The sequence below is a fragment of the Prochlorococcus marinus XMU1402 genome, from assembly GCF_017696205.1.
Classification (GTDB): domain Bacteria; phylum Cyanobacteriota; class Cyanobacteriia; order PCC-6307; family Cyanobiaceae; genus Prochlorococcus_A; species Prochlorococcus_A marinus_AC.
Genome location: NZ_JAAORD010000001.1, coordinates 640004 through 663251, shown reverse-complemented (window position 1 = coordinate 663251; position 23248 = coordinate 640004). Strand labels below are relative to the sequence as shown.

The window sequence follows — 23248 nt, the reverse complement described above, 5'->3', positions numbered from 1 at the left end:
AATTTTTTCTGTTTAAAGACATATAATCTATTTAGAGATATTCTAAATCCTGACCAGTATAACTTCTACTGCAAAACAGAAATCAGTTCATAACAAAGAGGATTTGATTTCTGAAATAAAGGAGCGTTGCAAAAAAGCTAATGCGATTATTCTTGCGCACTATTATCAAGCACCAGAGATTCAGGAAATTGCAGATTTTATTGGTGATTCATTAGATCTATCTAGGAAAGCTGCAAATAATGATGCAGATATAATAATTTTTTGCGGCGTGCACTTTATGGCCGAAACCGCAAAAATACTAAGCCCTAATAAAACAGTCCTTTTACCAGATATTGACGCAGGATGCTCATTAGCAGACGATTGTCCCTCAGATAAATTTCAAAAGTTCAGGGAAGAAAATCCAGATCACTATGTCGTAAGTTACATAAATTGTACTGCAGAAGTAAAAGCTCAAAGTGATCTGATATGTACAAGCAGTAACGCAGTCTCATTAATTAAAAAGATACCTGAAGATAAAAAGATAATATTTGCACCAGATCAGAACCTTGGGAAATGGGTACAGAAAAATTCAGGAAGAGATCTTAAATTATGGCCTGGTAGCTGCATTGTTCATGAATCCTTTAGTGAAGAAGCACTTCTAAAATTAAAATTTCAAAATCCAGAATCAAAAGTCATTGCTCATCCTGAATGTAGTCAAAATTTACTTATTCTCTCAGACTTTATTGGATCAACAAGTAAGCTGCTTGATTTCGTAAGTAAAGATCCATCTAAAACTTACATGGTACTAACTGAACCAGGAATAATTCATCAAATGAAAAAGAAAGAACCTAACAAAATTTTTATTGAAGTTCCCGACATAGAAGGTTGTAAATGCAACGAGTGTCCATATATGAAATTAAATACATTAGAAAAAATTCTAGATTGCTTGAGAAACAATTCTCCTTCTATCGAACTTGACCCGGAAATAATAAGAAGAGCCTATGTGCCAATAAAGAGAATGCTGGATATGAGTAATTAATTTAATGAAAATACTTTATCTTCCTTATTAATTTTTAGGAATGCATTAAGGTTTTTAGTCTCAGGCTTAAATTCGCTTATTTGATTCTTTCTATTAATTATATTTATTAGCTCTTTTTCACCAGCTCTATATTGTTTATCTTTTCTAGTTCCAATCTCTCTTTGGAGAATAGGGTTGATATTCATTCTTACTTCTATATCTGGAATAATTCCAGATTTGTTTATATCAGTACCGTTCGGAGTCAAATACTTAGCTACTGTAACAGTCAATCCTGAACCATCAACTAATGTTCTCATAGATTGAACTAGACCTTTACCAAACGTTTTCTTCCCAACTAATTTTCCTCTTTTGTTATCCTTTATTGCACCAGAGACTATTTCACTAGCACTTGCAGAACCCTCATTAACTAGGACAACTAGGGGTTTTTTAGTTAGAGCTTGACCGTTTCCTTTTTTTGTTTCTTTTAAACCATCTTTACTTACTGTAATTACTATTACTCCTTTGTTAATGAAGTGCCTTGAGATATCAATGCTTGATTCTAATAAACCTCCTGGATTACTTCTCAAGTCAAGAACATATCCTTCGACTTTTTTTGTTTCTAAATCCTTAATAGCATCTCTAGTCTCTTTTGATGCATTTGCATTAAATTGTTTAATTCTTACATAGCCAATTAATAAACCGTTTTTGGTTTGATTGACTTTACTTGATACAGATTTTATTTCAATCTTTTCTCTTGATAATATCTTAAAAAAGGATTTAGAACCTCTAAGAATTTCAAGCTTAACTTTAGTACCTCTTTGTCCTCTTATTAATTTCACGGCATCCTCAATATTCATGCCATCAGTAGAAATATTATCTATGGAGAGTATTTTATCTCTAGCTTTAATTCCAGCATCAAATGCAGGGGTACCCTCTATAGGAGAAATGATTATTAAATCATCAGATTCTTTATCTTTAACTATTTGGATACCAACTCCAGTTAATTCACCAGAGGTATCAATTCTCATTTGATTAAATTCCTTAGGTTCTAAAAATCTTGTATAAGAATCATCTAAATTAGAAAGCATATCTCTAATGGCATCATATGCTTCATTGCTGTCTGAGTATGTTTTTGATAAAACTTCTTTTCTTAGATTAATCCAATTGGACTTTTGAAATTTACCGCTGGAATCAAGAAAATCTCTATATACAATTTGCCAAACATGATCAATTACCTCTTTATAACTATTATTTAGAACTGTTGCTTCTGCAAAATTATTTAAAAATAGCCCAGAAAAGGTTGACGCAAACAGAATTATAAATTTTTTTTTAACCAATTTTCTTATCTTCAGAGAATTTCATATTTCTTATTATAAAAAGAATTTATTTATAATTTCAAAAAATTGACAAATCCTTAAGGATCAATCCACTTCCCATCATCCTTGATAAGTTGGATTAAAGCATTAACCCCTTCATCTTCAGGTACTCTTTTTATTTCTTCTTTCCTTCTATATAAGGCAATAGTTCCTTTACCTTTTCCAACATAACCATAATCAGCATCTGCCATTTCTCCTGGTCCATTAACAATACATCCCATTATTGCTATATCTAGACCCGTTAAATGTGAGGTGGCGTTTCTAACTTTATCTACAACTTCCTCTAGATTGAAAAGTGTTCTACCACAACTAGGGCAACTGATGTATTCAACCATTGTTTTTCTTAATCCTAAAGATTGCAAAATTGAATAGCAAACTGGTATTTCCTTTTCTGGAGCTTCTGTTAAGGAAACCCTGATGGTATCTCCTAATCCCTCTGCTAAAAGCGTTCCAATTCCAGCAGTACTTTTAATCCTTCCATAATCACCATCACCAGCTTCGGTCACTCCCAAATGTAAGGGATAGTTATATCCTTCTGAGTCAAGCCTATCTGCAATCATTCTGTAGGCTGCCATCATGACCGGAGCCCTAGAAGCTTTCATAGAAATAATTATATTATGAAAATCAAGCTCATCACAAATTTTGACGAACTCCATCGCAGATTCTGTCATTCCTAATGGCGTATCTCCATAAGTAAAAAGCATCCTCTCAGATAGAGATCCATGGTTAACTCCAATCCTTAGAGCTTTGTTTTCAGTCTTTAAAACTTCAACTAAAGGGGTAAATCTTTTAAGTATTGTTTGCTTAATAGTTTCAAATTCCTCATCTGTATATTCAGTTCTTGTAGGGTCTGATTTTTCAAAAACAAACAATCCAGGGTTTATCCTAACTTTATCAACATGTTTTGCAACTTCCATTGCAATTTTCATACCATTATGGTGAACATCAGCCACTAAGGGGGTGTTGATATTATTTTCTAATAATTTTGCCTTTATATCTCCTACTGCTTTGGCATGTGCTAAGGAAGGGACAGTTAACCTTACTATTTCACAACCCACATCGTGAAGTCTTTTGATAGCCAAGTAAGAATTTTCGACATCCATTGTATCTTCATTTATCATCGATTGAACTCTTACTGGATAATCACTTCCAATGGCTACATCACCCACCATTACTGTTCTAGTTATCCTTCTCTCAATATGAGTTGAATATCTTTTGGAGAGACTATTAACCTCTTTTGATTGAGTTAATGACATTAAAATTCTTGATATTCAAAAAGGATTTCACTAAATTATACGGCATATAGTTTACCACTTACATTCTCTAGGTCTTTCAAAGTTAAATGGTAAGGTTTATTGATTTCTTTTGAAGGAAATCTCAACAAATAAGATGGATGAAAAATTACCATAATTTCTCTCCCATCTTTTTTTATCCATTGACCTCTTAAATTACTTATAGGATCTTTAACTTCTAAAATAGCTCTCATAGCAGTAGAACCAGTAAGTAATATAAATTTTGGATCAACTAGCTTTATTTGCTGTAATAACCAAGGTTTATGAATATTAATTTCTCTAGCAGAAGGTTTTCTATTATTTGGTGGACGACATTTAATTACATTACAAAAATAAACATCCTTCTTATAGTCAATCCCAGCTTGTATTAATAATTCGTTTAATAACTTACCAGATTTACCTACATAAGGTTTTCCCTCTAAATCTTCCTGTGCTCCAGGCGCCTCACCAATTATTAACAAATCTGCAAATACACTTCCTCTCCCAATTACTAACCTTTTCACCGAAAATAAAACTTTAAATATTTTTATCTTAAGAACTCAAAACATGAAAATAAAATAGATTAAGAAAATGAACTAAATTAAACCATTATGTGATAGTTTTATTTATTCTTAATTTATGCATTTGTCATTATTAAAAGTCATATTTGAAAAGTCATAAGTCAATGAGTCAAGTTAATTTATCTGATCGGGCACTTTCAATTGAGCCTTCTCTTACATTGCAGATAAGTGCTAAAGCAAATCAATTATCTGCAGAAGGAGTAGATATTTGCAATTTAAGTGCAGGAGAACCTGATTTTGATGCCCCAAAAGAAGTTATTGAGGCTACAAGTAAGGCTATATTTGATGGATTTACAAAATACGGTCCTGCAGCGGGGAATTTAGATCTCCGAAAAGCAATTGCAAATAAACTTCAAATTCAAAACAATTTAAATTATGACTTTGAAAATGTAATGGTCACAAATGGAGCTAAGCAAGCAATATATAATCTTTTCCAAGTGTTGTTAAATACTGGAGACGAAGTTATTATTCCTTCTCCATATTGGTTAAGTTATCCCCAGATGGTTAGATTGGCAGGCGGGAAGCCAATTTTTACGAATTCTTCTGCTAAAGATGGATTTAAAATAAATATAAAAGACTTGAAGTCTAAAATCTCTTCAAAAACTAAATTTATAATTATCAACTCTCCTAATAACCCTACTGGAAGAGTTATGTCAAAGGAAGAATTATTACAAATTGCCGATTTAGCTAGAGAAAATCCAAATATCAATATTCTTTCTGATGAGATTTACGAATTAATACTTAAAAAAGAATTTAAACACTACAGTTTATCTTCATTAGCAAATGACTTAAAAGATAGGATTTTTATAATAAATGGGTTTGCAAAAGGATGGGCTATGACTGGCTGGAGGATAGGTTATTTAGTGGGTTCCAAAGATGTAATCAAAGCATCCTCAGCATTACAAAGTCAAAGCACAAGTAATGTTTGCTCTTTTGTTCAAAAAGGTGCTTTAGAGGCTTTAAAAATTAATAATGAATTTTTCTCAATGATAAATAGCCATTATGATCAAAGAAGAAGTCTTCTCTATGAGGGCCTTAAGAACATAAATGGGATTTATATTGAAGAACCTAATGGAGCATTTTACGCATTTCCAAGATTACCTAACTCCTCAATTACTTCTGTTGATTTCTGCAATAAAGCTCTTCAAGATTACGGATTAGTTGTTGTACCAGGAAAAGTTTTTGGGGCTGACGAATGTATAAGAATATCTTGTGCAGCTTCAGAAGTTAAAATCAAAGACGGACTAGATAGGCTTGAAAAAGCTATATCTGTATACTTCTAATTTAAATAATAATGTTAAATTTCAAAAATTTCTTAGTATTTTTATCCTTATTATTTTCTTTTTTTTCATCACCTGTATTTTCAAATACCAAAGTTTTAAAAGTTGGAGCAATACCTGATCAAAACCAAGATATTTTGGACAAAAGATTTAATTTATTTTCAAGAGAATTATCCAAACAACTCGGTGTAGAAGTTAAATACATTCCTGTTATTAATTATGTTGCAGCAGTAACTGGATTTAGAACTAAAGATTTAGATTTAGTTTGGTTTGGCGGTTTATCAGGAGTTCAAGCAAGATTACAAAATCCTAGTTCAATTGTCATAGCTCAAAGAGATATCGATAAGGAATTTAAAAGTGTTTTTATAGTAAACAAAAATTTAAAACTTAACTCAATTTCAAAAATTAAAGGACTTAAAAAACTAAAAAATTTAAGATTTACTTTTGGCTCTGAAAACTCAACTTCTGGAAGACTAATGCCAGAATATTTCTTAAATCAAGCAGGAGTAGAAGTTATACACTTTAAAGGAAAGAAAGCAGGTTTTAGTGGGAGTCATGATGCCACAATAGCTTTAGTTAATAGTGGGGCATATGATGCTGGAGCTTTAAATAAACAAGTTTGGGAAAATAATCTTAAAAATAATCCCAAAAGAACAAGTAATTTAGAATTATTTTGGATTACCCCAGAATATGTTGACTATCATTGGGTAGCTCAAGGGGATCTTGAAAATAGATTTTGGGAAGGGTTTTCAAAAGAACTTAAATCAGTAATTCTAAATTTAGATATAAATCAAAAATCACATAAACAGATTTTAGATATGTTCAATGCAAAAAGATTTATAGATGCAGATGCAAAACAGTATAAAAAGATAGAGGAAGTAGCGAGGAAATTAAATAAAATAAGATGAATAATACTCTCTTAGAATTAAGAAATATATCTTATAAATACAAAAATAATCTAATCCTAAATAAAGTAAATTTAAAAATAAATTCAGGTGAGAAAATTGCACTTTTAGGTAAAAGTGGTTCAGGGAAAACTACCCTTATATCAATACTTAATGGCACTATCAAGCCCACTCAAGGTGAGGTTAAATTATTCAATAGAAGTTTCGAGGAATTAGATAGAAAGCAAAAAAGTAAGATAACAACTATTTGGCAAGATTTAAGATTAATAGAAGATCTCTCTGCAGAACAAAATGTTAATTGTGGACTACTAGCGGAAAACAATTTTTATTTCGCTTTTAAAAATTTGCTAAATATAAGTTCTTTTAATAAGGCGCATAAATATATGCAATTATGTAGACTTCATAACTCTGTTTACGACAAAAAAATCAAAAAACTATCTGGGGGGCAAAAACAAAGGGTGGCTATAGCTAGATCATTAATTCAAGGATCAAATATATTACTTGCTGATGAGCCTTTTAATAATTTAGATCCCAAATTGATAACAACAATTAAAAACCTGCTGTTAGAAAATGTAGATAAAAATAATACAAAAAAATCGCCAAAGACTGCATTAGTTGCATTACATAGATTAGATTTGCTGAACGATTTCGATAAAGTTATTGGAATAAGGGATGGTGAAATTTTTTTCAATATTAAAAGAATTAACTTAAAGAAGCTTCATTTAGACAAAATATATTAATTAGTTGAATAAATTAAAATTAAACTATACCTCATTATCTTTTCTTCCAATTTTGGTATGCTTACCTCTAGGGTATCAATTAATAAACAATATTCATTTTGGAGGATTTGAATTATTCCAAGAATTCTTAATTTCTTCATTAAATCCCAAGATCGATAATGAAATTATTATTACCGTATTTAATCGATTAAATGAAACAATCTTAATTGGTTTTTTTAGTTGGTTAGTAAGTATTATTTTTGGAGCAATTTTTGGAGTAATATCCTCAAATATTTTTTATAAAATCTTTAATATTCCAAATTTTTTCTACCGCATAATAAGGTTTTTTCTAACAATAATTAGATCTATTCATGAAGTAGTTTGGGGAATAGTATTAATGCAAATATATGGAATAAATTTTTCAATAGGAATAATAGCTATATGTATACCTTATATTGCTGTAAATTCAAAAGTTTTTGCTGAACAATTAGAAACTATTGACTACAAAAGTTTTGAATATATAAATCAAATAAATGGTCCTAAATTTTCTTCTTTATTAACTATATTATGGTGTCCAATAATAAATACATTTAAAAACTTTGGTTTATACCGATTAGAGTGTTCAATAAGAAGTACAGTAATTCTAGGACTTTTTGGGATTGGAGGAATAGGTACTAGTATTTTTTTATCTTTCCAAACTTTGAATTTTAGAGAGTTATGGACTTATTTATGGTCCTTAGCAATTTTGATAATTCTTTCTGGATTAATATTCAAAAAAATAAAATTTAATACTACAAATAAAATCCTATCTATTTTTTATATTGCAGTTTTTTTCATAACAATTTTATTTACTTTTTCATTTTTTCTTTATTTTATTTTTAATAAAAATTTTGAAAATTTTAATTCCTTTAGTTCTCTATTTAAATCAAGCTCAGATTTAGGATTATTTGATTTCTTAAAACTTATATTAGAAACAATAATTTTAAGTCTTTTATCAACAGGAATCGCAATTAGTTTTCCTCCATTAGTAATAGGAATTTTCAACAACAATACTTCTAAAATTTTTATAAAAATTTTTGCATTTTTATTACGTTTAATACCTACACCTGTAATACTCCTAATTCTATTAACTTTTAACAATCCTTCTTTATCTTTAGCAGCTTTAACATTAGGTCTTCACAACGCTGGCATTACAAGCAAATTACTTTTTACAAATCTAGATAGCCAAGACAGGAGAAATTACATTGCAATGAAATCTCTAGGAATCTCAAAAAAGACTAGTTGGCTTTTAGGTTTATTTTCTCAACAAGCAAAAAGTTACTTAGCATATTGCGCTTATAGATCTGACATCATTATTAGAGAAACTGCAATTGTTGGGGTTATTGGAAGTGTTGGTCTAGGTTGGCAATTGCAAGAGTCAGTAAGTTCCTTCGCATGGCAAGAAGTTACTATAGTTTTGATAGCTTATAGCTCCATCGCAATAGTTGGCGAATTAATAAATGGTAAAATCAAAAATAGTTTAACTTGATTTGTAAGAATAATTTGTTGAATCAAGTAATTTTTTTTTCCGGTTATAGTGATTAGTTTACCAAAACAGCTAGTTGTAATTGGAGATAGCTCAGTTTATGGATGGGGAGATAACGAAGGTGGTGGATGGTGTGAGAGGCTTAGAAAAGATTGGTGCAACAACCAAAATGGGCCAGTAATTTATCAACTTGGCGTAAGGGGAGATGGGATAGAAAAAGTTTCATTTAGATGGGAAAAAGAATGGTCATCTAGAGGAGAAACGAGAAGAAATAAACCTAAAGCAATCCTGCTTAATGTTGGTCTTAACGACACTGCAGCAATTGGTCAGAAAAACGGAAGACATCAATTGGATATAGATGGATTTGAATATGGATTAGAAAGACTTATTAATGAAATGAACTCTCAAACAAATGTATTTGTTATTGGTCTGACACCTGTTGACGAAAGCAAGATGCCTTTCGCAGGATGTTTATGGTACTCAAATGATTTTTGTAATTCTTATGAAAGGAGAATGGAGGAAGTATGCCTCAATCAGAATGTCCCATTTCTTCCTACTTTTAGAGAAATGTACGCTGATAAAAGGAGTAAAAATTGGATTACGCATGATGGAATTCATCTAAATTCCGAGGGTCATTTCTGGATTTTCCAGAGACTGAAGAGCTGGGAGATTCTTACAAAATGGAAGGAATCCTAGGTTTTCAAGTATTTTTAAATTTAAAAATATGAAAATAAAATAAGAGCAAAGATAGCAAAAAAAGAAGCAATACTTGTCTGAATAGCATTTACCAATTCATTGCTTAATTTATATTTGTTTTGAAATTTAGCACCAATAATGCTTTCAGAAAGTGTTGCCAAGAATCCAGAAACCATAACAACTATAAAATGAAATTTTGTAGAAATAATTGATAAACGAAGCATTATAAAAGCCATAAATATTGATCCAAAGATACTAGCTAAAGTTCCTTCTACACTTATTCCTCCTTCGGTTCCTCTCTCCACCTTTTTAAGTGAAGTAATTAAATATGTATCTTTACCAAATCTTTTTCCAATTTCGCTGCCAAAAGTATCCGCCAACTTTGCAGCAAAACTCGCAGCAAAACCTACTTTAAACATCACTAAGTTGGCAGCATTAAATTTGGTCATAATGGCAAGAAATAATCCTGTAGATGCAGATCCCCAAACATTCTCAGGACCTCTTCTCCCTCCTCTTTTTTCAGCTATTCCTTGTTCTTTTTTAAATTTAAAACCTATTTTGGTAACGAGAGATCCAAATAATAAATAAATTACAACTGACATCCATCCCTGCCAAGACAAACATCCCCATAAAATTGTGCCTAAAATGCCTGCACTTATCCAACCACTTTTCGTCATCAAAGGAATCTTGCAAAATATATAAATCAAAATAAAATTAATGCAAAATCCTATAAAAAATTGATTTCTAATTAAATCCATATTTATCTACTTCCTTAATTTAAAATCAACTCTCCACTGATTAAGAATTGATGATGCGTTAATACTAGCCGTTGAAGTTCTTAAGATAGTGTCAGAAAGTTTAACAAAGTTAATATTATTTTTATTAAAAAAATCAATTTCTTTAGAGGACCAACCACCTTCAGGACCAATTACATTCCAAAAAATACCTCCTTTTTTATTTGCAAATTCTTGTTGTTTTCTTAACCATTGATTTAAGTCATATATTGTTTCTTCTCTAGTTATAGAAATTGAAACTCTTTCTTGATTATCTCTACTTTTTAGCCATTTAATAATATCCATACCATTTAAGATAGATGGTTTCCATAATCTCTCACTTTGCTCAACTGCTTCTTTGATAATTGAATTCCATCTCAAAAGTTTTCTAGAAAGATTTAAATTTTTGTTTACTTGTCTTTCTGAAAATAATGGCTGTATAAAATCAATTCCTATTTCAGTACACATTTTTAAAATATCCTCAAAACCACTTTTTGGTATAACAACAGCTATGCCTAATAAGTAAATTTCTTGTTCTTGAAAAAAGTAAGGTTTTTTTAATTGAATTATTTCTAAACAATCATTCTTAACTTTTATAGCTTTCCATAATGAACCCTCCCCGTTAGCTATAAATATTTCTTTACCATTCTTTATCCTCATTACTTTATTTATATAGTGAGCCTCTTCTTTGGTCAGTTCTAAATTATTGCACTTAATATTTTCAATTCTTTCATTTGAAATAACTAATCTTGTTAAGTCTTCCATCTAAAACACTTAATTTTTGAAAACTAAATCTTCATGTTCCTCAATTGCCCAATCATTATTTTCACCCCCAATAATTAACTCTTCAATTTTTACATAGTTATTTGATATCTCATTCAAAGAATTAATTAAGATATCTATTGAAATTGAATCTGAGCCTCCAAAATCAACCCAAAATCTACCCCAAATGTTTTGATATTCCATCTCGCCAACATTATGCATTAACGCAGGGGAAGCTGAATCTTTTTGATTATTATCATATGACATCCAACTTAAATCAGAACCTTCTTCATGAGTTTGTAAATTCTCGGAGTTAAATCCCCCTAAAGTTCCTATTGTGTACCAACTATCAAATAGTTGATCTAAATATTTCTTTTCTGCTTCAGCTGGGATCTCAGAAAACTTCATCCAAATCCAACAATTAAAAGGATCAAATTCTCTAAAAATAATATTCATATTTACTAATAGCTTTTTAGATCTATAGCTATTATAAGTAAGTAATTACTAGATTAAAATTCATAGCTATAACTTAATTAATAATGCTTGATTTAAAAGAAATATCTTATCAACCTCAAACTGGAGAGAGAAAAATAATAGACAATCTAAATTTAAAAGTACATGAAAATGAAATCATCTTAATTTGCGGCAATAGTGGTTCAGGGAAAACAACACTACTCGAAATAATAAGCGGATTAACAAATCCACAAAAAGGAAAAATTACTTGGAAGAATAAAATATTATCTTCTAGACAAAGAAGATGGTTTTGCGGAGTAGTTTTCCAATTTCCCGAAAGATACTTTATAGGTACAACCATTGGGAAAGAATTAAAAATAGGCCATGAATCTTTAAGAGAAAAAAATATAGAAATAGTCTTAAATAAAGTTGGTTTAAAAAAAATTAATCTGACCCAACCACCAGAACAACTAAGTGGCGGACAACAAAGGCGATTAGCTGTAGCAGTTCAACTACTAAGAAAACCCTCAATTCTTTTACTTGATGAACCAACTGCTGGATTAGACTTTTCAATGAGAAATGATGTGAAGAATTTAATTCTTGATTTAAAAAATAAAAATACAATTATTATTGTTACTCATGAACCTGCTTTATTTGAGGGAATTCCTTCTAGGATATTATTCTTGGAAAAAGGGAAAATCAAAAACTTTATGAAAGAAAATCATGCAGGATAGGATAGTTCGGGCTACTGCAGCAAATGGAGGAATAAGATTAGTTGCGGTCTTAACCACAGAATCTTCTTTAGAAGCAAAAAAAAGACACGGTCTTTCTTATTTAACCACCTGCATCTTAGGAAGAGCATTTAGTGCTTCACTGCTTTTAGCAAGCTCGATGAAGATAATGCATGGTAGAGTTACTTTAAGAGTTAGATCTGACGGACCTCTAAAAGGATTACTAGTTGATGCAGGTAGAGACGGAAAAGTTAGGGGTTATGTAGGGAATCCTAATTTAGAATTAGACCTAGTCAAAATAGGTAATAATAAATATTCTTTTGATTTTACAAAAGCATTAGGTACAGGATATTTAAATGTAATTAGAGATAGTGGATTTGGAGAACCCTTTACAAGCACTGTTGAATTAGTAAATGGAAATATTGCTGAAGACTTAGCTTCATATTTATATCATTCAGAGCAAACTCCCTCTGCTGTATTTATTGGAGAAAAAATTCAAAATAAAAGTGTTATTTGTAGTGGTGGCTTATTAGCTCAAGTTCTACCAAAAAAAGATACTGACCCTCTACTAGTCTCACTACTTGAAGAAAGATGTAAAGAAATTAATTCTTTTAGCCAAGACTTATTTCAGTCAAAAGATAATCTTCTTTCATTAATAAGAAATATATTCCCCGATATTGACGATAAATCAATATCTGAAAAAGCTCGTTCACAAGAAGTTAGTTTTAAATGCAAGTGTTCCAAACAAAGAAGTTTAAATGCAATGAAAATCCTTGATAAGAGTGAATTGGAAGATATCCTCAAGAAAGATGGTAAAGCAGAATTAGTTTGTGAATTTTGTAAGAATAAATATCTTATAAATTATCAAGAAATTAAATCGATGATAGAAAATTAACTATAGGAAAATAACACCCATCCACAAAATAATCATGGCTGGAATACTTTGAATTTTTTGTATTGATAAAGAATTGTTTGATATTTCCTGAATCAGAGAATTGGTTTCAAGTAATCCACCAAATATTAATCCTATTGAGAGAAAGGTAACACTCCAACCTAAAGAACCTATAAATCTTTTCCCCGATTTAATTTGTGTATAGGTAAGTATTAGAGTTGAGATAGAGAGTAAAAGTCTATTATTCGAATCTGGACTAATAAATAACAAAATCAAAAACAGTAGTCCTGCAGATATTTTTATTAAGAGATTATCAAATGAGGGAGGCGATATTTTTGGCAAACTGTACTGACTTGAGTTTTTAGAGTTATTGTTTAAATTTTTTATCTTAGAAAGTAGCGGGAAGTTACTATTGGTAAATTGATTAATTTGTTTTTCTTTTTTTGAAGCACTCACAGCTTCATAACTTACATTACCTGATTGTCTAGCTTTCAAACTGCCCATAAGCAATTGATCAAAGGAGGATTCTATTTTTGCTTTTAAAATTAAATCTTCACCAGCCTCTTTAACTTTGAGATCTCTAGCCTTCTGGATATCCTCAAAAGCAGCACCTTCTTTTACACCTAAAATTTCATAAGGTGATTTTTCGCTATTGTTTTTACTGCTGTTTGAATCCAAAATTTTTTCCCAATAGTAACAGATTAACCAATTTTATAATCCATTAAGGCTTTATAAAACAATTGGTTCGACTCCACTAACAACGGGAGCAACTTTGTTTAATTTTAATTGATTATTATCTTCAACAAATTGATTTAAATTCCACTCATTTTTGAAAAGAACAACTGGCCTATTCCAACAATCTTTAACTATTTTACAATTGAATATTCTGCCTAGTTTTTCAATAGCTGGCCATCCATCAGAAACCCATCTAGCCAATTGATATGGCATTGATTCAAGATTTGCATCTACACCATATTCACTTTTTAACCTGTGAGTTACTACCTCCAACTGCAATTGACCAACAGCGGCGAGTATAGGATCTCTTTTGCTCTCATCAAAGTCATAAAGAATCTGAACAGCACCTTCTTCGCGCAGTTCATTAACACCCTTTCTGAAGTTTTTAAATGCTGAAGGATTTGGATTTCTTAGCCAGCTGAATATTTCAGGACTGAAGGACGGTATGCCCTCATATTCCAAATGAGCTCCAGTATAAAGAGTATCTCCAATAGAAAACATACCTGGATTATTCAAGCCAATAACATCTCCAGGATAGGCATCATCAACTACTTCTCTATCTTGCCCAAATATTTTTTGTGGTCTTGATAATCTGATTGTTTTCCCAGTTCTGGAATGTTTAACTGACATATCCTTTTCAAATTTGCCACTACAAACTCTTATAAAAGCGACCCTATCTCTGTGCTTTGGATCCATATTTGCCTGAAGCTTAAAAACAAAACCACTAAATTCATTACTTGCAGGTTCAATATCCCCTTTATTACTATTTCTAGAAGTTGGTTTTTGTGCCATTTTTAAAAAACTATCTAAAAATGGTCTTACACCAAAATTAGTCATGGCAGATCCAAAAAAAACAGGGGTTAAAGAGCCATCAAAAACTTTTTCTTTTTCAAATTTCGATCCTGCCTCATCAAGAACCTCCAATTCTTCAAGTGAGTTTTCAAGTAAATCTCTCTCTACATATTTTGATAGCTCTTTATCTTCAAGACTTAATCTTTTCTCATTCGATTGTTTTCCTCTCACGGCTTTATCAAATAAAATCACCTCTCTCGAAAATCTATCAATAACCCCTCTAAATTCCTCGCCACTCCCAATTGGCCAGTTAATAGGTAAAGTATTTAATTCAAGTTCTGATTCAATTTCATCAAGTAAAGAAAATGGCTCTCTTCCTGGTCTATCCATTTTATTTATGAAAGTAAATATTGGTATTTTTCGCATCTTGCAGACTTCAAATAATTTTCTAGTTTGAGGTTCTAGTCCTTTGGCAGCATCTTCTAACATAACTGCATTATCAGCAGCAGCTAATGTTCTATAAGTATCTTCGGAGAAATCTTGGTGTCCTGGTGTATCTAATAGATTGATTACTGATCTTTCATATTCAAATTGCAATACAGTTGAAGTAATAGAAATACCTCTTTGTTTCTCAAGATCCATCCAGTCTGAGGTAGCTTTTCTCTGATCACCCCTAGCTTTTACGGCTCCTGCCTGTTGAATAGCACCTCCATACAAAAGAAGCTTCTCGGTAAGAGTCGTTTTCCCAGCATCTGGATGTGAAATAATAGCAAAATTTCTTCTTTTATTTACCGCATCCAGTATGTCTTTATTATTTAGAATGTTAGTACCTAAGCTCATTTATATAATATAAGGGCCTTTTTCTTAGTTCTTAAACATTACCATAGACTATTAAATAATTATCACCGTCTTCAAACACATCTAAAGAGGATAGATCATTCGCTAAAGTAAAATTTTTTAACTCTTTGAAAGTATAGGAAGCTCTTAAAGATGCATAATAATCATTAGTTAAAATCTCATTATATTTAATTGAGCATTGTGCTTTGAGAGCTAAAGCAGATTTTTCATCTAATGGCCTTTTTAAGTCCTTGTGAAAATTTACGGTAATATTACTAGACAAACTTCTTATGGTGTTAAAGAAATCTTCAAGATTGGTAATGTGATGAATCAAACTGTTGCTAACAAGTAAACTAATTCTTTTTTTTTGAAAAAAATTATTTGATTTAATGTCTTTAATATCAGAACAAATGTAGCGTAAATTTTTTAATTTTTTTTGGTTAGTAGAAATACTTTTATTATATTCTGCTCTCAAAATCATCTCTTTAGAACCATCTATTCCCACTACTTCAGTATTAGGCCATTTTATTGCTAACTTCTCAGAAATATTTCCCGGACCGCAACCTAAATCAACTATTAAATCTTTTTCACCTAAAGAAATATTTTTTTTTAAAAGATAATAATTTATTTGATTAATTAAATTAACTTCCCCTTCTGAAAAATCAGCTTTGTCATAAGAAATAACCTGCTCTTTTTCTAACATTAATTCAGGTTCAGGGATTCTTTCCATATCTTTTCTTAAACAAAGATTTCATATTAAACATAATTTTACACAAACCGTTAAATAGTGGTAAGAATGGTTGCAGACGCCATAGGTAGAGTTATTCTTCCAGTACTGGTTATTTACATACTTTTTTTATCGTGACTGTTGCACCAAATAAAGCTTCTTCGGAGAGCAATTCGAATAATCTTAAAAAAGATGATTTTCCAAAGACTGCGCCAGCTGCTTATCCTGTTTTTTTCAGATCTTACAGTAGAAAAACTTCATCTGGTAAAAGGGAGAACTGGAGTGAAGTTGGCGAAAGGAACTTATCAGGATTAAAAGAATTAGGAAAACTTTCTGAGGAAGAATTGATCCTAATGAGAGAGATGCAAAGTAACCAAAAAGCCCAACCTTCAGGTAGATGGTTATGGATAGGCGGAACCCCTTGGATTAATAAGAACCAAAATTTCTCAGGCGCATACAACTGTACCTCAACAAACTTAATTGATTGGGAAGCCTTCGCATTAATGATGGACTTAGCAATGATGGGATGTGGAACCGGTGCAATAATTGAACCTCATTTTATAAACAAACTACCTACGGTTTTAAACAAAATAAATATTAAATCAGTCAGTGAGGTTGGAATAACTCCTAAAGATAAAAGAGAAGAAAAGTCATCATTAGAAATCAAAGGGAAAGAACTTTACATAAAAGTTGGAGATAGCAGAAGAGGCTGGGTAGATAGCTACAAATATCTTCTTGAGGCATCAAGTAATGAAAATTTTGAAAGAGAAATTGATGTTTATATAAATTTGGAAGATATTAGACCTGCTGGAGAATCATTAAAAGGTTTTGGTGGGATGGCAAATCCTATTAAATTGAAAGATCTCTACTCAAGAGTCGCATCACTTCTTGGTAAGGCAATAGGCAGGAAATTAAGTACAGTAGAGTGTTGTTTATTAATTGATGAAGCTGCAGTAACTATAGTTGCTGGGAATATAAGAAGAAGCGCTGGAATGAGACAATTTGCCTCAGATGACAAGGAAGCGGCATCTGCAAAAGAAAATCTATGGAGTCAAGATGCAAGTGGTAATTGGAGAATAGATCCTGAAAAAGATGCCCTCAGGATGGCTAATCATACTAGGGTTTACCATACAAAACCCTCATACCAAACTGTTTTAGATGCCGTAACGAAACAATTCCATTCAGGCGAAGGAGCTATTCAATTTGCTCCAGAAGCAATAGCAAGATCAAATGCAGATATCCTCAAAGACGATCAATTAAGAAAGGAATTTATTGAAATCTACTCAGAACAAGGGAAGGATGAAGCAAGAAATTGGATAAATAGTAATTATGGCCAATTTTCTGAAGAAGAGCTTGATCACAGGATGAGCAGATATGGACTTAACCCATGTGGGGAGATCTTAGGAAATGATTTTCACTGCAATTTAGCTGAAGTTCATTTAAATCAGATTGATCCTGAAAATTTTGAAGAGCAAAAAAAGGCTTTCAAAGCTGCAGCTCTTTCTGTAGCATGCTTACTCAATCATGAATTTGAAGTTGAGCGTTACAGAAAAAGTAGGGAATATGATCCTATTGTAGGGGTAAGTTTCACTGGATTTTTTGATTTCTGCGTCCACGCATTTGGAACACCATGGTTGAAGTGGTGGGAAGCAGGAAGGCCAAATAGCGAAGAAGGGAAGGCATTCAAAGAAAAGGAAGCTGAATTCTTAGATTCTTGGAGAAAAATAGTAAAAGAAACTGTATGGGAATATTGTGATAACCATAATCTAAGGAGACCAAATAGATGCACAACAGTTCAGCCAGCTGGGACTAAAAGTCTTCTGACTGGCGCTGCTCCAGGATGGCATCCGCCAAAAGCTCAAAGATTTATTAGAAGAATAACTTTCAGGAAAAATGATCCAATAGCTTTAGCTTGTATGGATTATGGTTACTCTGTTGTTCCATCTCAATCTGATAAAGATGAAAATGGTTGCTTGCTCGATAATCCATTTGATCCAAGATGTACAGAATGGTTAGTTGAAATCCCCACAGAAGTTAGCTGGGCAAATATAGACGGCGCAGACCAAATAGACATCAATAATTTCTCAGCATTAGCTCAATTTGATTTTTACATGCAAGTGCAAAAATTTTACACAGAGCATAATACCTCTGCAACCGTAGAATTTAGAGAAAATGAAATTGAGGATTTAGCTAAGGCTATTTACAATGCAATACAAAATAATGAAGGATATATATCAGCGGCATTACTAGCTCGATTTAGTGCCAACGCTACTTTCCCGAGATTACCTTTTGAACCAATTAGTAAGGAGGAGTACATATCACTGCAAAATAAAGTAATAGAAAGGAAAGTTAATAACGATTTCTTTGACGCTCTTAATAAATATGATGTTGGAGAGCTATCTGAAGCAGGCCCAGCAGGTTGTGATTCAGATAAGTGTCTTCTTCCTCTAGCCAAACCAAAAAATTAAATTTTAAATTATTTGTAAATAAAATATATAAATTAGTTTTTAAAAATATAATTTATGGCTACCTCTTAAATAGGAACATAAATTATTTATGACATTAAGTTTAAATATTGGGAACTTATTTAATGATTCCGCCAGTCATGCCTTGGTGGATGAGCTAAGAAAAAGAACATCAGAAGAGGATATATTGGACTTTGAGGAAAAATTTAACTCCAAAAACGAAAAAAATCTACACATCTATATATGTAGATTTCTTAAAAATAGATCAATATCCAGAGGACTTGCATCTAAATGGTTATTAACAATAATTAAAAACAAAGAATCAAAACTTGATACTTTGCAAAAAATCAAATAATTAGGTCAGCGCTGAGAGTTTCCAAAGAGCAATTCCAAAAATTGAGAACCCCATAATAAAAGTAAAAGCCAAAGCATTTACTAATTGAACCTTATCATTCATCTTATTAGCGAATGGTAGTAATTGAGCAAATAATGGAGTCTCTTCAACTATTGCAGATTTTTTTACGGTAGGTTTTTTGCTTCTAGAAAACATAAAACAAATTTTATAATCTTAAGAATTTTACATTTAAAAGTTCATTAAATAAAAAATACTTCTCAAAAACGAACAAAATGTAACCTGTAATAAAAGACATAAGAATAAACTTAAATATTTTTAGTATTTGTCTAATCTCATAATTAAGATATTAAGTTTATTTATTAAAGACCTAGACAAATATTTTTCTTGGGTGTTATTATAAATTTGTAGCAATCGCTACCAAAACGTTCAACTTGCATTTAGCAAGCCGCAAATCGACTTAAGCCATGGAACGGGGACTTAAGCGAAACCGGAGCTTAAAAAATGACTCTAACTTACAGAGGACAAAAGTACGTCCAGAATAAAGTAGCAGCTAAGAAGCAGCATAACGAACTAACATATAGAGGGAAATCTTATACAAGCTAGTTCATCTAACAAATAAATAAAAAAGGCCACTTATCGTGGCTTTTTTGTTATCTAATCTTAGGCTAAAAATTAAGCATGAAATATCTTTCAACTTGAGTTTTAAGATCAATTTATAAGGTTTTTACAATATTCAATAAGATTCTTTTGAGAAATTGAAAATTGAGATTCAGCAATTTCCAAAAATCATTTCAACTTGAAGTTGAGAGTTATAAAAAAAGATAATAGTCCAAAAAACTTGTTCTTGACTAACTCATTAAAAATTGATGCAAAAATGAAGTCTTTAATAATCAGTTTATAACTTCAAAATCACTCTACTAGTATGATTAAATATCATTTAAAGAATTGACAACGATGGCAAACCAGAAACCTCTATTTAAAGCTCCTTATGACATAAAAGATGTAAGTGCTCTTTTTGCAATAGTTGCTTTTGTTTTAATAATCGCTGCCATCATCGGTAACAACTTATTTGGTTTATTTCAAGAAAATATCAAATTTGGATAAATAAAAAAAATATTTTAAGAAAATAAAGATTCTAATAATTAATCATACGAAGTTTCAAATAACATTTCAGAAAAGGAAAAACATCAATCAATTAATTTAGAAATTTACATTTCTCACTACTCGAAATCCATTCTTCGCATATCACAACGCTTGTTGGTCCGGTTAAGTAATTAAAACATCTAGTCACTCCATAATCATCATTCGAATAAACTGAAGATTGTGAGTCCTGTCTTTGAGTAATTGCTAAGAATATAAATCTAGTACTATTACTATTTCTCATATTTATTAAATACATCCCTTAAATACTATTCCAAACTCTTGCAGTTGGTTCTGAAACAGCTACATCCCAGGCATAATTTGCTATACCTTTACATTTACTTGTCATGTGATATCTGCACTAAATTAAATTTGTGTATTCTGTATTGACCTACCATGCTCTAAAAAAAATACTTGAACTGATTTAATTTAAGTACTTAGTTGAGCTGAGACTCCTCATTGTCTTGCTTTTTTGTTGTACCTTGAAAGCTAATCCAATTTAAAGCTATTTCAAAAGTTCTGGTTATATTTTTTGACTGTGGACTAATTCTTTGGACAATGTCATAAAAATAAAATAACCAAACTCTTCATTTATTAAATTTTCCTATAAAATCAGCATATTTTTCTCCAATTACTGATGCTCCTAAAGAATTAAAATGACATCCATCATATCGATAAATATTTCCAAGATTATCAGTATTTAATGTTAAAAAGACGCTGTCATTTTTTTGAATAATTGAACGCTGAGATTTAATTAGAGATTTACTTTTCTCGGAATTACAAACGCTTACTAAAGCCATACCAATTTTTGTTTTTTTGGAGATTGTAAGAAACTTTTTGAATATTAATTGCATATCTTTAATGTAATTCTGATAGTAAATTCTATTTGCGTTTTTGATTTCTGATTCTCCTTGATGCCAAAGGAGATAATCAATCTCGATATCGTCTTTTTTTAACTTTTTCAAAAAAAAGTCAAGTTTCTCTGCGAAAGGTCCACTCGCCCAATCTTGAGCTCTTGTTCCTCCTTTAGAGAATCCCAAGACAATAATATTATTAGGTAAAGTATAATTTTTTTTTAGAAAAAAAATAGTATCTGATGAAATATGCCCAAAAGCACCTGCGCGACCATCAACTCCTGCTAAAGGTTCTTTAAACTTTGAACAGACTCCTAACCTCCAATCATAAGTGAAGACTTTCTTGTAAGGTAAATTTAGATTTTTTTCTCTTTTTATAATATTTCCATGATTACTTTGTCCAAAATATGCAATATTAATACTTTCTTTAGGACAAGGCACAATATGTTTAAAAGAAGTTGAAAAATAAGACTCTTTTGGATATTTTTTGTTGTAATTGTACCTATTAATTAGAGAACTAAGACGAAGTCTATTTATTTTGCTTGCAAATAAAGAAGGAGTAATAATCAAAATGACTATGAGAATTAAAGGAGAAAATTTTTTCATTAATTTTTCATAAAATATTAAAAAAAAATTTTTTTCTTAATAATCTAAACAAGTTATTTTTAATTGAATATCGAGAGTTAACTCGGTTTGAATTTATCCTAGCAAATAGTAATTTTTCAGGCTTCTTGTTCTTTTTTTAATAAATCATTAGGCTTTAAGCGTGTCTAAATAAACTTATTACTTGGATAAAAATGAATATAGAGTGGTCTAAATCTAACCAATAAAATACTGTATATGAAGATTTTACTCGTTATTATTACCTGAAAACTTTGCTAAATCCCGGTTTAGAAAAGATTTTTCCATTCCCTAAATAATTAGACTATGACTAGTTTCTTATGTTATAGTTTTAAGGTTAATCAAAATTGAATAACCCTCTGGAGGGGTGGTCGAGTGGTTTAAGGCTCTAGTCTTGAAAACTAGCGTATCTGCAAGGGTACCGTGGGTTCGAATCCCACCCCCTCCGTACTTTCTATAACAGACTTCTATGGAAATGAATCCTCATAGGAGTTTTAATAAAAGCAACTGAAATTCAACAGAAAAATATAAACGCTTTTTTGGTCCATTTTTGTTAGGATATTTTTATTTGATCCATGAGTAAAGGATTTGCCACAGATAATTTAATATCCAAAAAATCTAAAAAAAAAGTTATTTCAAATGAAACTCAAGGAAGATTAATATCTTGGTCTCCATGGCCACCAGCTAATTTTCAGACAAGATATCCGGCTTTTCCTTTTGTCCTTACAATATTAATTATAGTAATCGGGCAATGGTACCTATCTTTACTAAGATAACTTGAACAGTTTGCCTGTAAATTTCAGATAAATTTATTTTGTTTTTTTCAATTTTATTATTAGCCCATTTTCAAGCAGCAATCATACCAATATTATTAGGAATTAGATCGATCAAAAAATTCAAACACGTTCGCAAGAACGAATTTATACCTTTTGGTTTTATTTCTTTAGGATTGGCATCGATTTCAGAAATGATAGATCATACTCAAACATCTTGGATTTATGTAGATCATTCCTCTTTATTTAATTGGTTGTTTTATTCTTTCCTATCTTTAGGTCTAACATGTTTATCAATATCAGTTATAAAAAATAAATTTATTCAAAAAATAAATTTTTGCATTTCTTTATGTTCAATATTCTCTTATTTTTTATTTGATAAAACTATCGCTCTTCTTTTTCAAGTAATAATAAGTATCCTGCTAATTATAAATTGGCAAAGAGTTTTTAAAGATTGGCTTTTTATCCTTTATCCAATATTTGGTATTTTCTTTACGACTTTCTTTGGAACTAGGCTCTCAATTAGTGGCGATCAATTTTGGCATCTTTTAATAGGCCCATCTGGAACAATCAGCGTTCTTACCTTTTATTTAGTATTAAAAAGATCGGGCAAAAAATTTACTTAAGATTCTTATGAAAATATTAGTATTTATAAGTTTTATAGTGTGCTTAGTCACAATTATCTCACCAGTTGAAATTTTTGCTGATACGGCACTTGATGTTTATATGAATGATTTTTATTCTAAATCGAATGAAGCTAGCCGGATTCTTAAAGAAATCGAAAAAAGTCTAAAAGAGGGATCACGAAAAAAAGTATGCTCTAGGCAACGAGAGGCCGCAAAATTAGGCCTATTAGCTAATAAATCATTAATAAAAGCCTTTGAAATAGAGGGAACTAATCCACCAATGCAAGCAATAAAGGCAAGTCAACTAAGATGGGAATCTATTCTGAATGAGTGCTGAAAAAAGTCAGTAAATCTATAAATCA

General features: G+C 30.9%; 27 protein-coding genes and 1 tRNA gene. 16 read left to right on the top strand and 12 right to left on the bottom strand.

The window, feature by feature from the left end; genetic code table 11:
* Window positions 1–49 precede the first annotated feature (49 nt).
* Window positions 50–1018: a quinolinate synthase NadA gene (nadA, locus tag HA141_RS03705; protein ID WP_257473043.1), complete on the top strand. Its 969-nt coding sequence runs from the start codon at window positions 50–52 to the stop codon at window positions 1016–1018.
* Here nadA and HA141_RS03700 read toward each other — a convergent pair.
* The 3 genes from HA141_RS03700 to HA141_RS03690 all read right to left on the bottom strand — a co-directional run bounded on the left by HA141_RS03700 (window position 1015) and on the right by HA141_RS03690 (window position 4168).
* A complete protein-coding gene (locus HA141_RS03700) occupies window positions 1015–2349 on the bottom strand; it encodes a S41 family peptidase (protein ID WP_209117917.1) in 1335 nt (444 codons plus the stop codon). The genes nadA and HA141_RS03700 overlap by 4 nt on opposite strands.
* A gap of 62 nt (window positions 2350–2411) precedes the next feature.
* Complete coding sequence (gene ispG / locus HA141_RS03695) at window positions 2412–3629, bottom strand: (E)-4-hydroxy-3-methylbut-2-enyl-diphosphate synthase (RefSeq protein ID WP_209117016.1); 1218 nt, start codon at window positions 3627–3629, stop codon at window positions 2412–2414.
* Between the two features lie 35 nt (window positions 3630–3664).
* Window positions 3665–4168, bottom strand: coding sequence for a uracil-DNA glycosylase (locus HA141_RS03690; protein WP_209117013.1), 504 nt, complete (start codon window positions 4166–4168; stop codon window positions 3665–3667).
* Between the two features lie 161 nt (window positions 4169–4329).
* Between HA141_RS03690 and HA141_RS03685 the strand changes: the two genes are divergently transcribed.
* The 5 genes from HA141_RS03685 to HA141_RS03665 are packed head-to-tail and all read left to right on the top strand — an operon-like array spanning window position 4330 to window position 9350.
* The gene (locus HA141_RS03685) at window positions 4330–5508 is read left to right on the top strand and encodes a pyridoxal phosphate-dependent aminotransferase (protein ID WP_209117011.1); all 1179 of its coding nucleotides are present in this window, start codon (window positions 4330–4332) and stop codon (window positions 5506–5508) included.
* Window positions 5509–5519: 11 nt separating this feature from the next.
* On the top strand, window positions 5520–6413 hold the full coding sequence (locus tag HA141_RS03680) for a putative selenate ABC transporter substrate-binding protein (protein ID WP_209117009.1): 894 nt from the start codon (window positions 5520–5522) through the stop codon (window positions 6411–6413).
* Window positions 6410–7150 carry an ATP-binding cassette domain-containing protein gene (locus HA141_RS03675; RefSeq protein WP_209117007.1) on the top strand — a complete coding sequence of 247 codons (741 nt, stop codon included), beginning with the start codon at window positions 6410–6412 and terminating at the stop codon, window positions 7148–7150. Before HA141_RS03680 ends, HA141_RS03675 begins: the two co-directional genes overlap by 4 nt.
* A 4-nt stretch (window positions 7151–7154) precedes the next feature.
* Window positions 7155–8657, top strand: a complete 1503-nt coding sequence (locus HA141_RS03670; protein WP_245157267.1) for a PhnE/PtxC family ABC transporter permease — start codon at window positions 7155–7157, stop codon at window positions 8655–8657.
* A 48-nt stretch (window positions 8658–8705) separates the two neighbouring features.
* Window positions 8706–9350: a GDSL-type esterase/lipase family protein gene (locus HA141_RS03665; RefSeq protein WP_209117005.1), complete on the top strand. Its 645-nt coding sequence runs from the start codon at window positions 8706–8708 to the stop codon at window positions 9348–9350.
* Between the two features lie 20 nt (window positions 9351–9370).
* On the opposite strand, the gene HA141_RS03660 is transcribed toward HA141_RS03665, so the two are convergent.
* From HA141_RS03660 to HA141_RS03650, 3 genes are read right to left on the bottom strand one after another with little or no spacing between them, the layout of a single operon-like run.
* On the bottom strand, window positions 9371–10108 hold the full coding sequence (locus HA141_RS03660) for a TIGR00297 family protein (protein ID WP_209117003.1): 738 nt from the start codon (window positions 10106–10108) through the stop codon (window positions 9371–9373).
* A 6-nt stretch (window positions 10109–10114) separates the two neighbouring features.
* On the bottom strand, window positions 10115–10888 hold the full coding sequence (locus tag HA141_RS03655) for a 16S rRNA (uracil(1498)-N(3))-methyltransferase (protein ID WP_209117001.1): 774 nt from the start codon (window positions 10886–10888) through the stop codon (window positions 10115–10117).
* A 9-nt stretch (window positions 10889–10897) separates the two neighbouring features.
* Complete coding sequence (locus HA141_RS03650; RefSeq protein WP_209116998.1) at window positions 10898–11341, bottom strand: DUF3531 family protein; 444 nt, start codon at window positions 11339–11341, stop codon at window positions 10898–10900.
* Between the two features lie 83 nt (window positions 11342–11424).
* On the opposite strand from HA141_RS03650, the gene HA141_RS03645 reads away from it, so the two are divergent.
* Window positions 11425–12072, top strand: a complete 648-nt coding sequence (locus HA141_RS03645) for an ABC transporter ATP-binding protein (RefSeq protein WP_209116996.1) — start codon at window positions 11425–11427, stop codon at window positions 12070–12072.
* On the top strand, window positions 12062–12964 hold the full coding sequence (hslO, locus tag HA141_RS03640) for an Hsp33 family molecular chaperone HslO (RefSeq protein WP_209116994.1): 903 nt from the start codon (window positions 12062–12064) through the stop codon (window positions 12962–12964). Before HA141_RS03645 ends, hslO begins: the two co-directional genes overlap by 11 nt.
* Here hslO and HA141_RS03635 read toward each other — a convergent pair whose 3' ends face one another.
* Genes HA141_RS03635 through HA141_RS03625 form a run of 3 tightly spaced genes read right to left on the bottom strand, consistent with a single transcriptional unit; the run spans window position 12965 to window position 16055 of the window.
* Window positions 12965–13639 (bottom strand): CPP1-like family protein, encoded by a 675-nt coding sequence (locus HA141_RS03635; protein ID WP_209116992.1) that lies wholly within the window; start codon window positions 13637–13639, stop codon window positions 12965–12967. It abuts the gene before it with no gap.
* A gap of 51 nt (window positions 13640–13690) precedes the next feature.
* Window positions 13691–15328, bottom strand: a complete 1638-nt coding sequence (locus HA141_RS03630; protein WP_209116990.1) for a peptide chain release factor 3 — start codon at window positions 15326–15328, stop codon at window positions 13691–13693.
* A 31-nt stretch (window positions 15329–15359) separates the two neighbouring features.
* Window positions 15360–16055 (bottom strand): class I SAM-dependent methyltransferase, encoded by a 696-nt coding sequence (locus HA141_RS03625; RefSeq protein ID WP_209116988.1) that lies wholly within the window; start codon window positions 16053–16055, stop codon window positions 15360–15362.
* A 131-nt stretch (window positions 16056–16186) separates the two neighbouring features.
* On the opposite strand from HA141_RS03625, the gene nrdJ reads away from it, so the two are divergent.
* Entirely contained in the window at window positions 16187–18520 is a 2334-nt protein-coding gene (nrdJ, locus tag HA141_RS03620; RefSeq protein ID WP_209116986.1) for a ribonucleoside-triphosphate reductase, adenosylcobalamin-dependent, read from the top strand.
* 88 nt (window positions 18521–18608) lie between these two features.
* Window positions 18609–18872 carry an RNA recognition motif-containing protein gene (locus HA141_RS03615; protein ID WP_209116984.1) on the top strand — a complete coding sequence of 88 codons (264 nt, stop codon included), beginning with the start codon at window positions 18609–18611 and terminating at the stop codon, window positions 18870–18872.
* On the opposite strand, the gene HA141_RS03610 is transcribed toward HA141_RS03615, so the two are convergent.
* Window positions 18873–19067: a hypothetical protein gene (locus HA141_RS03610; protein ID WP_209116981.1), complete on the bottom strand. Its 195-nt coding sequence runs from the start codon at window positions 19065–19067 to the stop codon at window positions 18873–18875. It lies immediately after the preceding gene.
* Between the two features lie 306 nt (window positions 19068–19373).
* On the opposite strand from HA141_RS03610, the gene HA141_RS03605 reads away from it, so the two are divergent.
* Together HA141_RS03605 and HA141_RS03600 are read left to right on the top strand one after the other, a co-directional pair.
* On the top strand, window positions 19374–19475 hold the full coding sequence (locus HA141_RS03605; RefSeq protein WP_209116979.1) for a DUF4278 domain-containing protein: 102 nt from the start codon (window positions 19374–19376) through the stop codon (window positions 19473–19475).
* Between the two features lie 351 nt (window positions 19476–19826).
* The gene (locus HA141_RS03600; protein ID WP_209116977.1) at window positions 19827–19976 is read left to right on the top strand and encodes a hypothetical protein; all 150 of its coding nucleotides are present in this window, start codon (window positions 19827–19829) and stop codon (window positions 19974–19976) included.
* 91 nt (window positions 19977–20067) lie between these two features.
* Here HA141_RS03600 and HA141_RS03595 read toward each other — a convergent pair whose 3' ends face one another.
* A complete protein-coding gene (locus tag HA141_RS03595; protein ID WP_209116975.1) occupies window positions 20068–20256 on the bottom strand; it encodes a hypothetical protein in 189 nt (62 codons plus the stop codon).
* A gap of 343 nt (window positions 20257–20599) precedes the next feature.
* Window positions 20600–21472, bottom strand: a complete 873-nt coding sequence (locus tag HA141_RS03590) for an SGNH/GDSL hydrolase family protein (RefSeq protein WP_209116973.1) — start codon at window positions 21470–21472, stop codon at window positions 20600–20602.
* A gap of 376 nt (window positions 21473–21848) precedes the next feature.
* Between HA141_RS03590 and HA141_RS03585 the strand changes: the two genes are divergently transcribed.
* The 4 genes from HA141_RS03585 to HA141_RS03570 all read left to right on the top strand — a co-directional run bounded on the left by HA141_RS03585 (window position 21849) and on the right by HA141_RS03570 (window position 23223).
* Window positions 21849–21935 (top strand) — tRNA-Ser (locus tag HA141_RS03585).
* 127 nt (window positions 21936–22062) lie between these two features.
* Window positions 22063–22263, top strand: coding sequence for a hypothetical protein (locus tag HA141_RS03580; protein ID WP_209116971.1), 201 nt, complete (start codon window positions 22063–22065; stop codon window positions 22261–22263).
* 38 nt (window positions 22264–22301) lie between these two features.
* Window positions 22302–22886, top strand: a complete 585-nt coding sequence (locus HA141_RS03575; RefSeq protein WP_209116969.1) for a hypothetical protein — start codon at window positions 22302–22304, stop codon at window positions 22884–22886.
* 7 nt (window positions 22887–22893) lie between these two features.
* Window positions 22894–23223: a hypothetical protein gene (locus HA141_RS03570; RefSeq protein WP_209116967.1), complete on the top strand. Its 330-nt coding sequence runs from the start codon at window positions 22894–22896 to the stop codon at window positions 23221–23223.
* The last annotated feature ends 25 nt before the right edge of the window (window positions 23224–23248 follow it).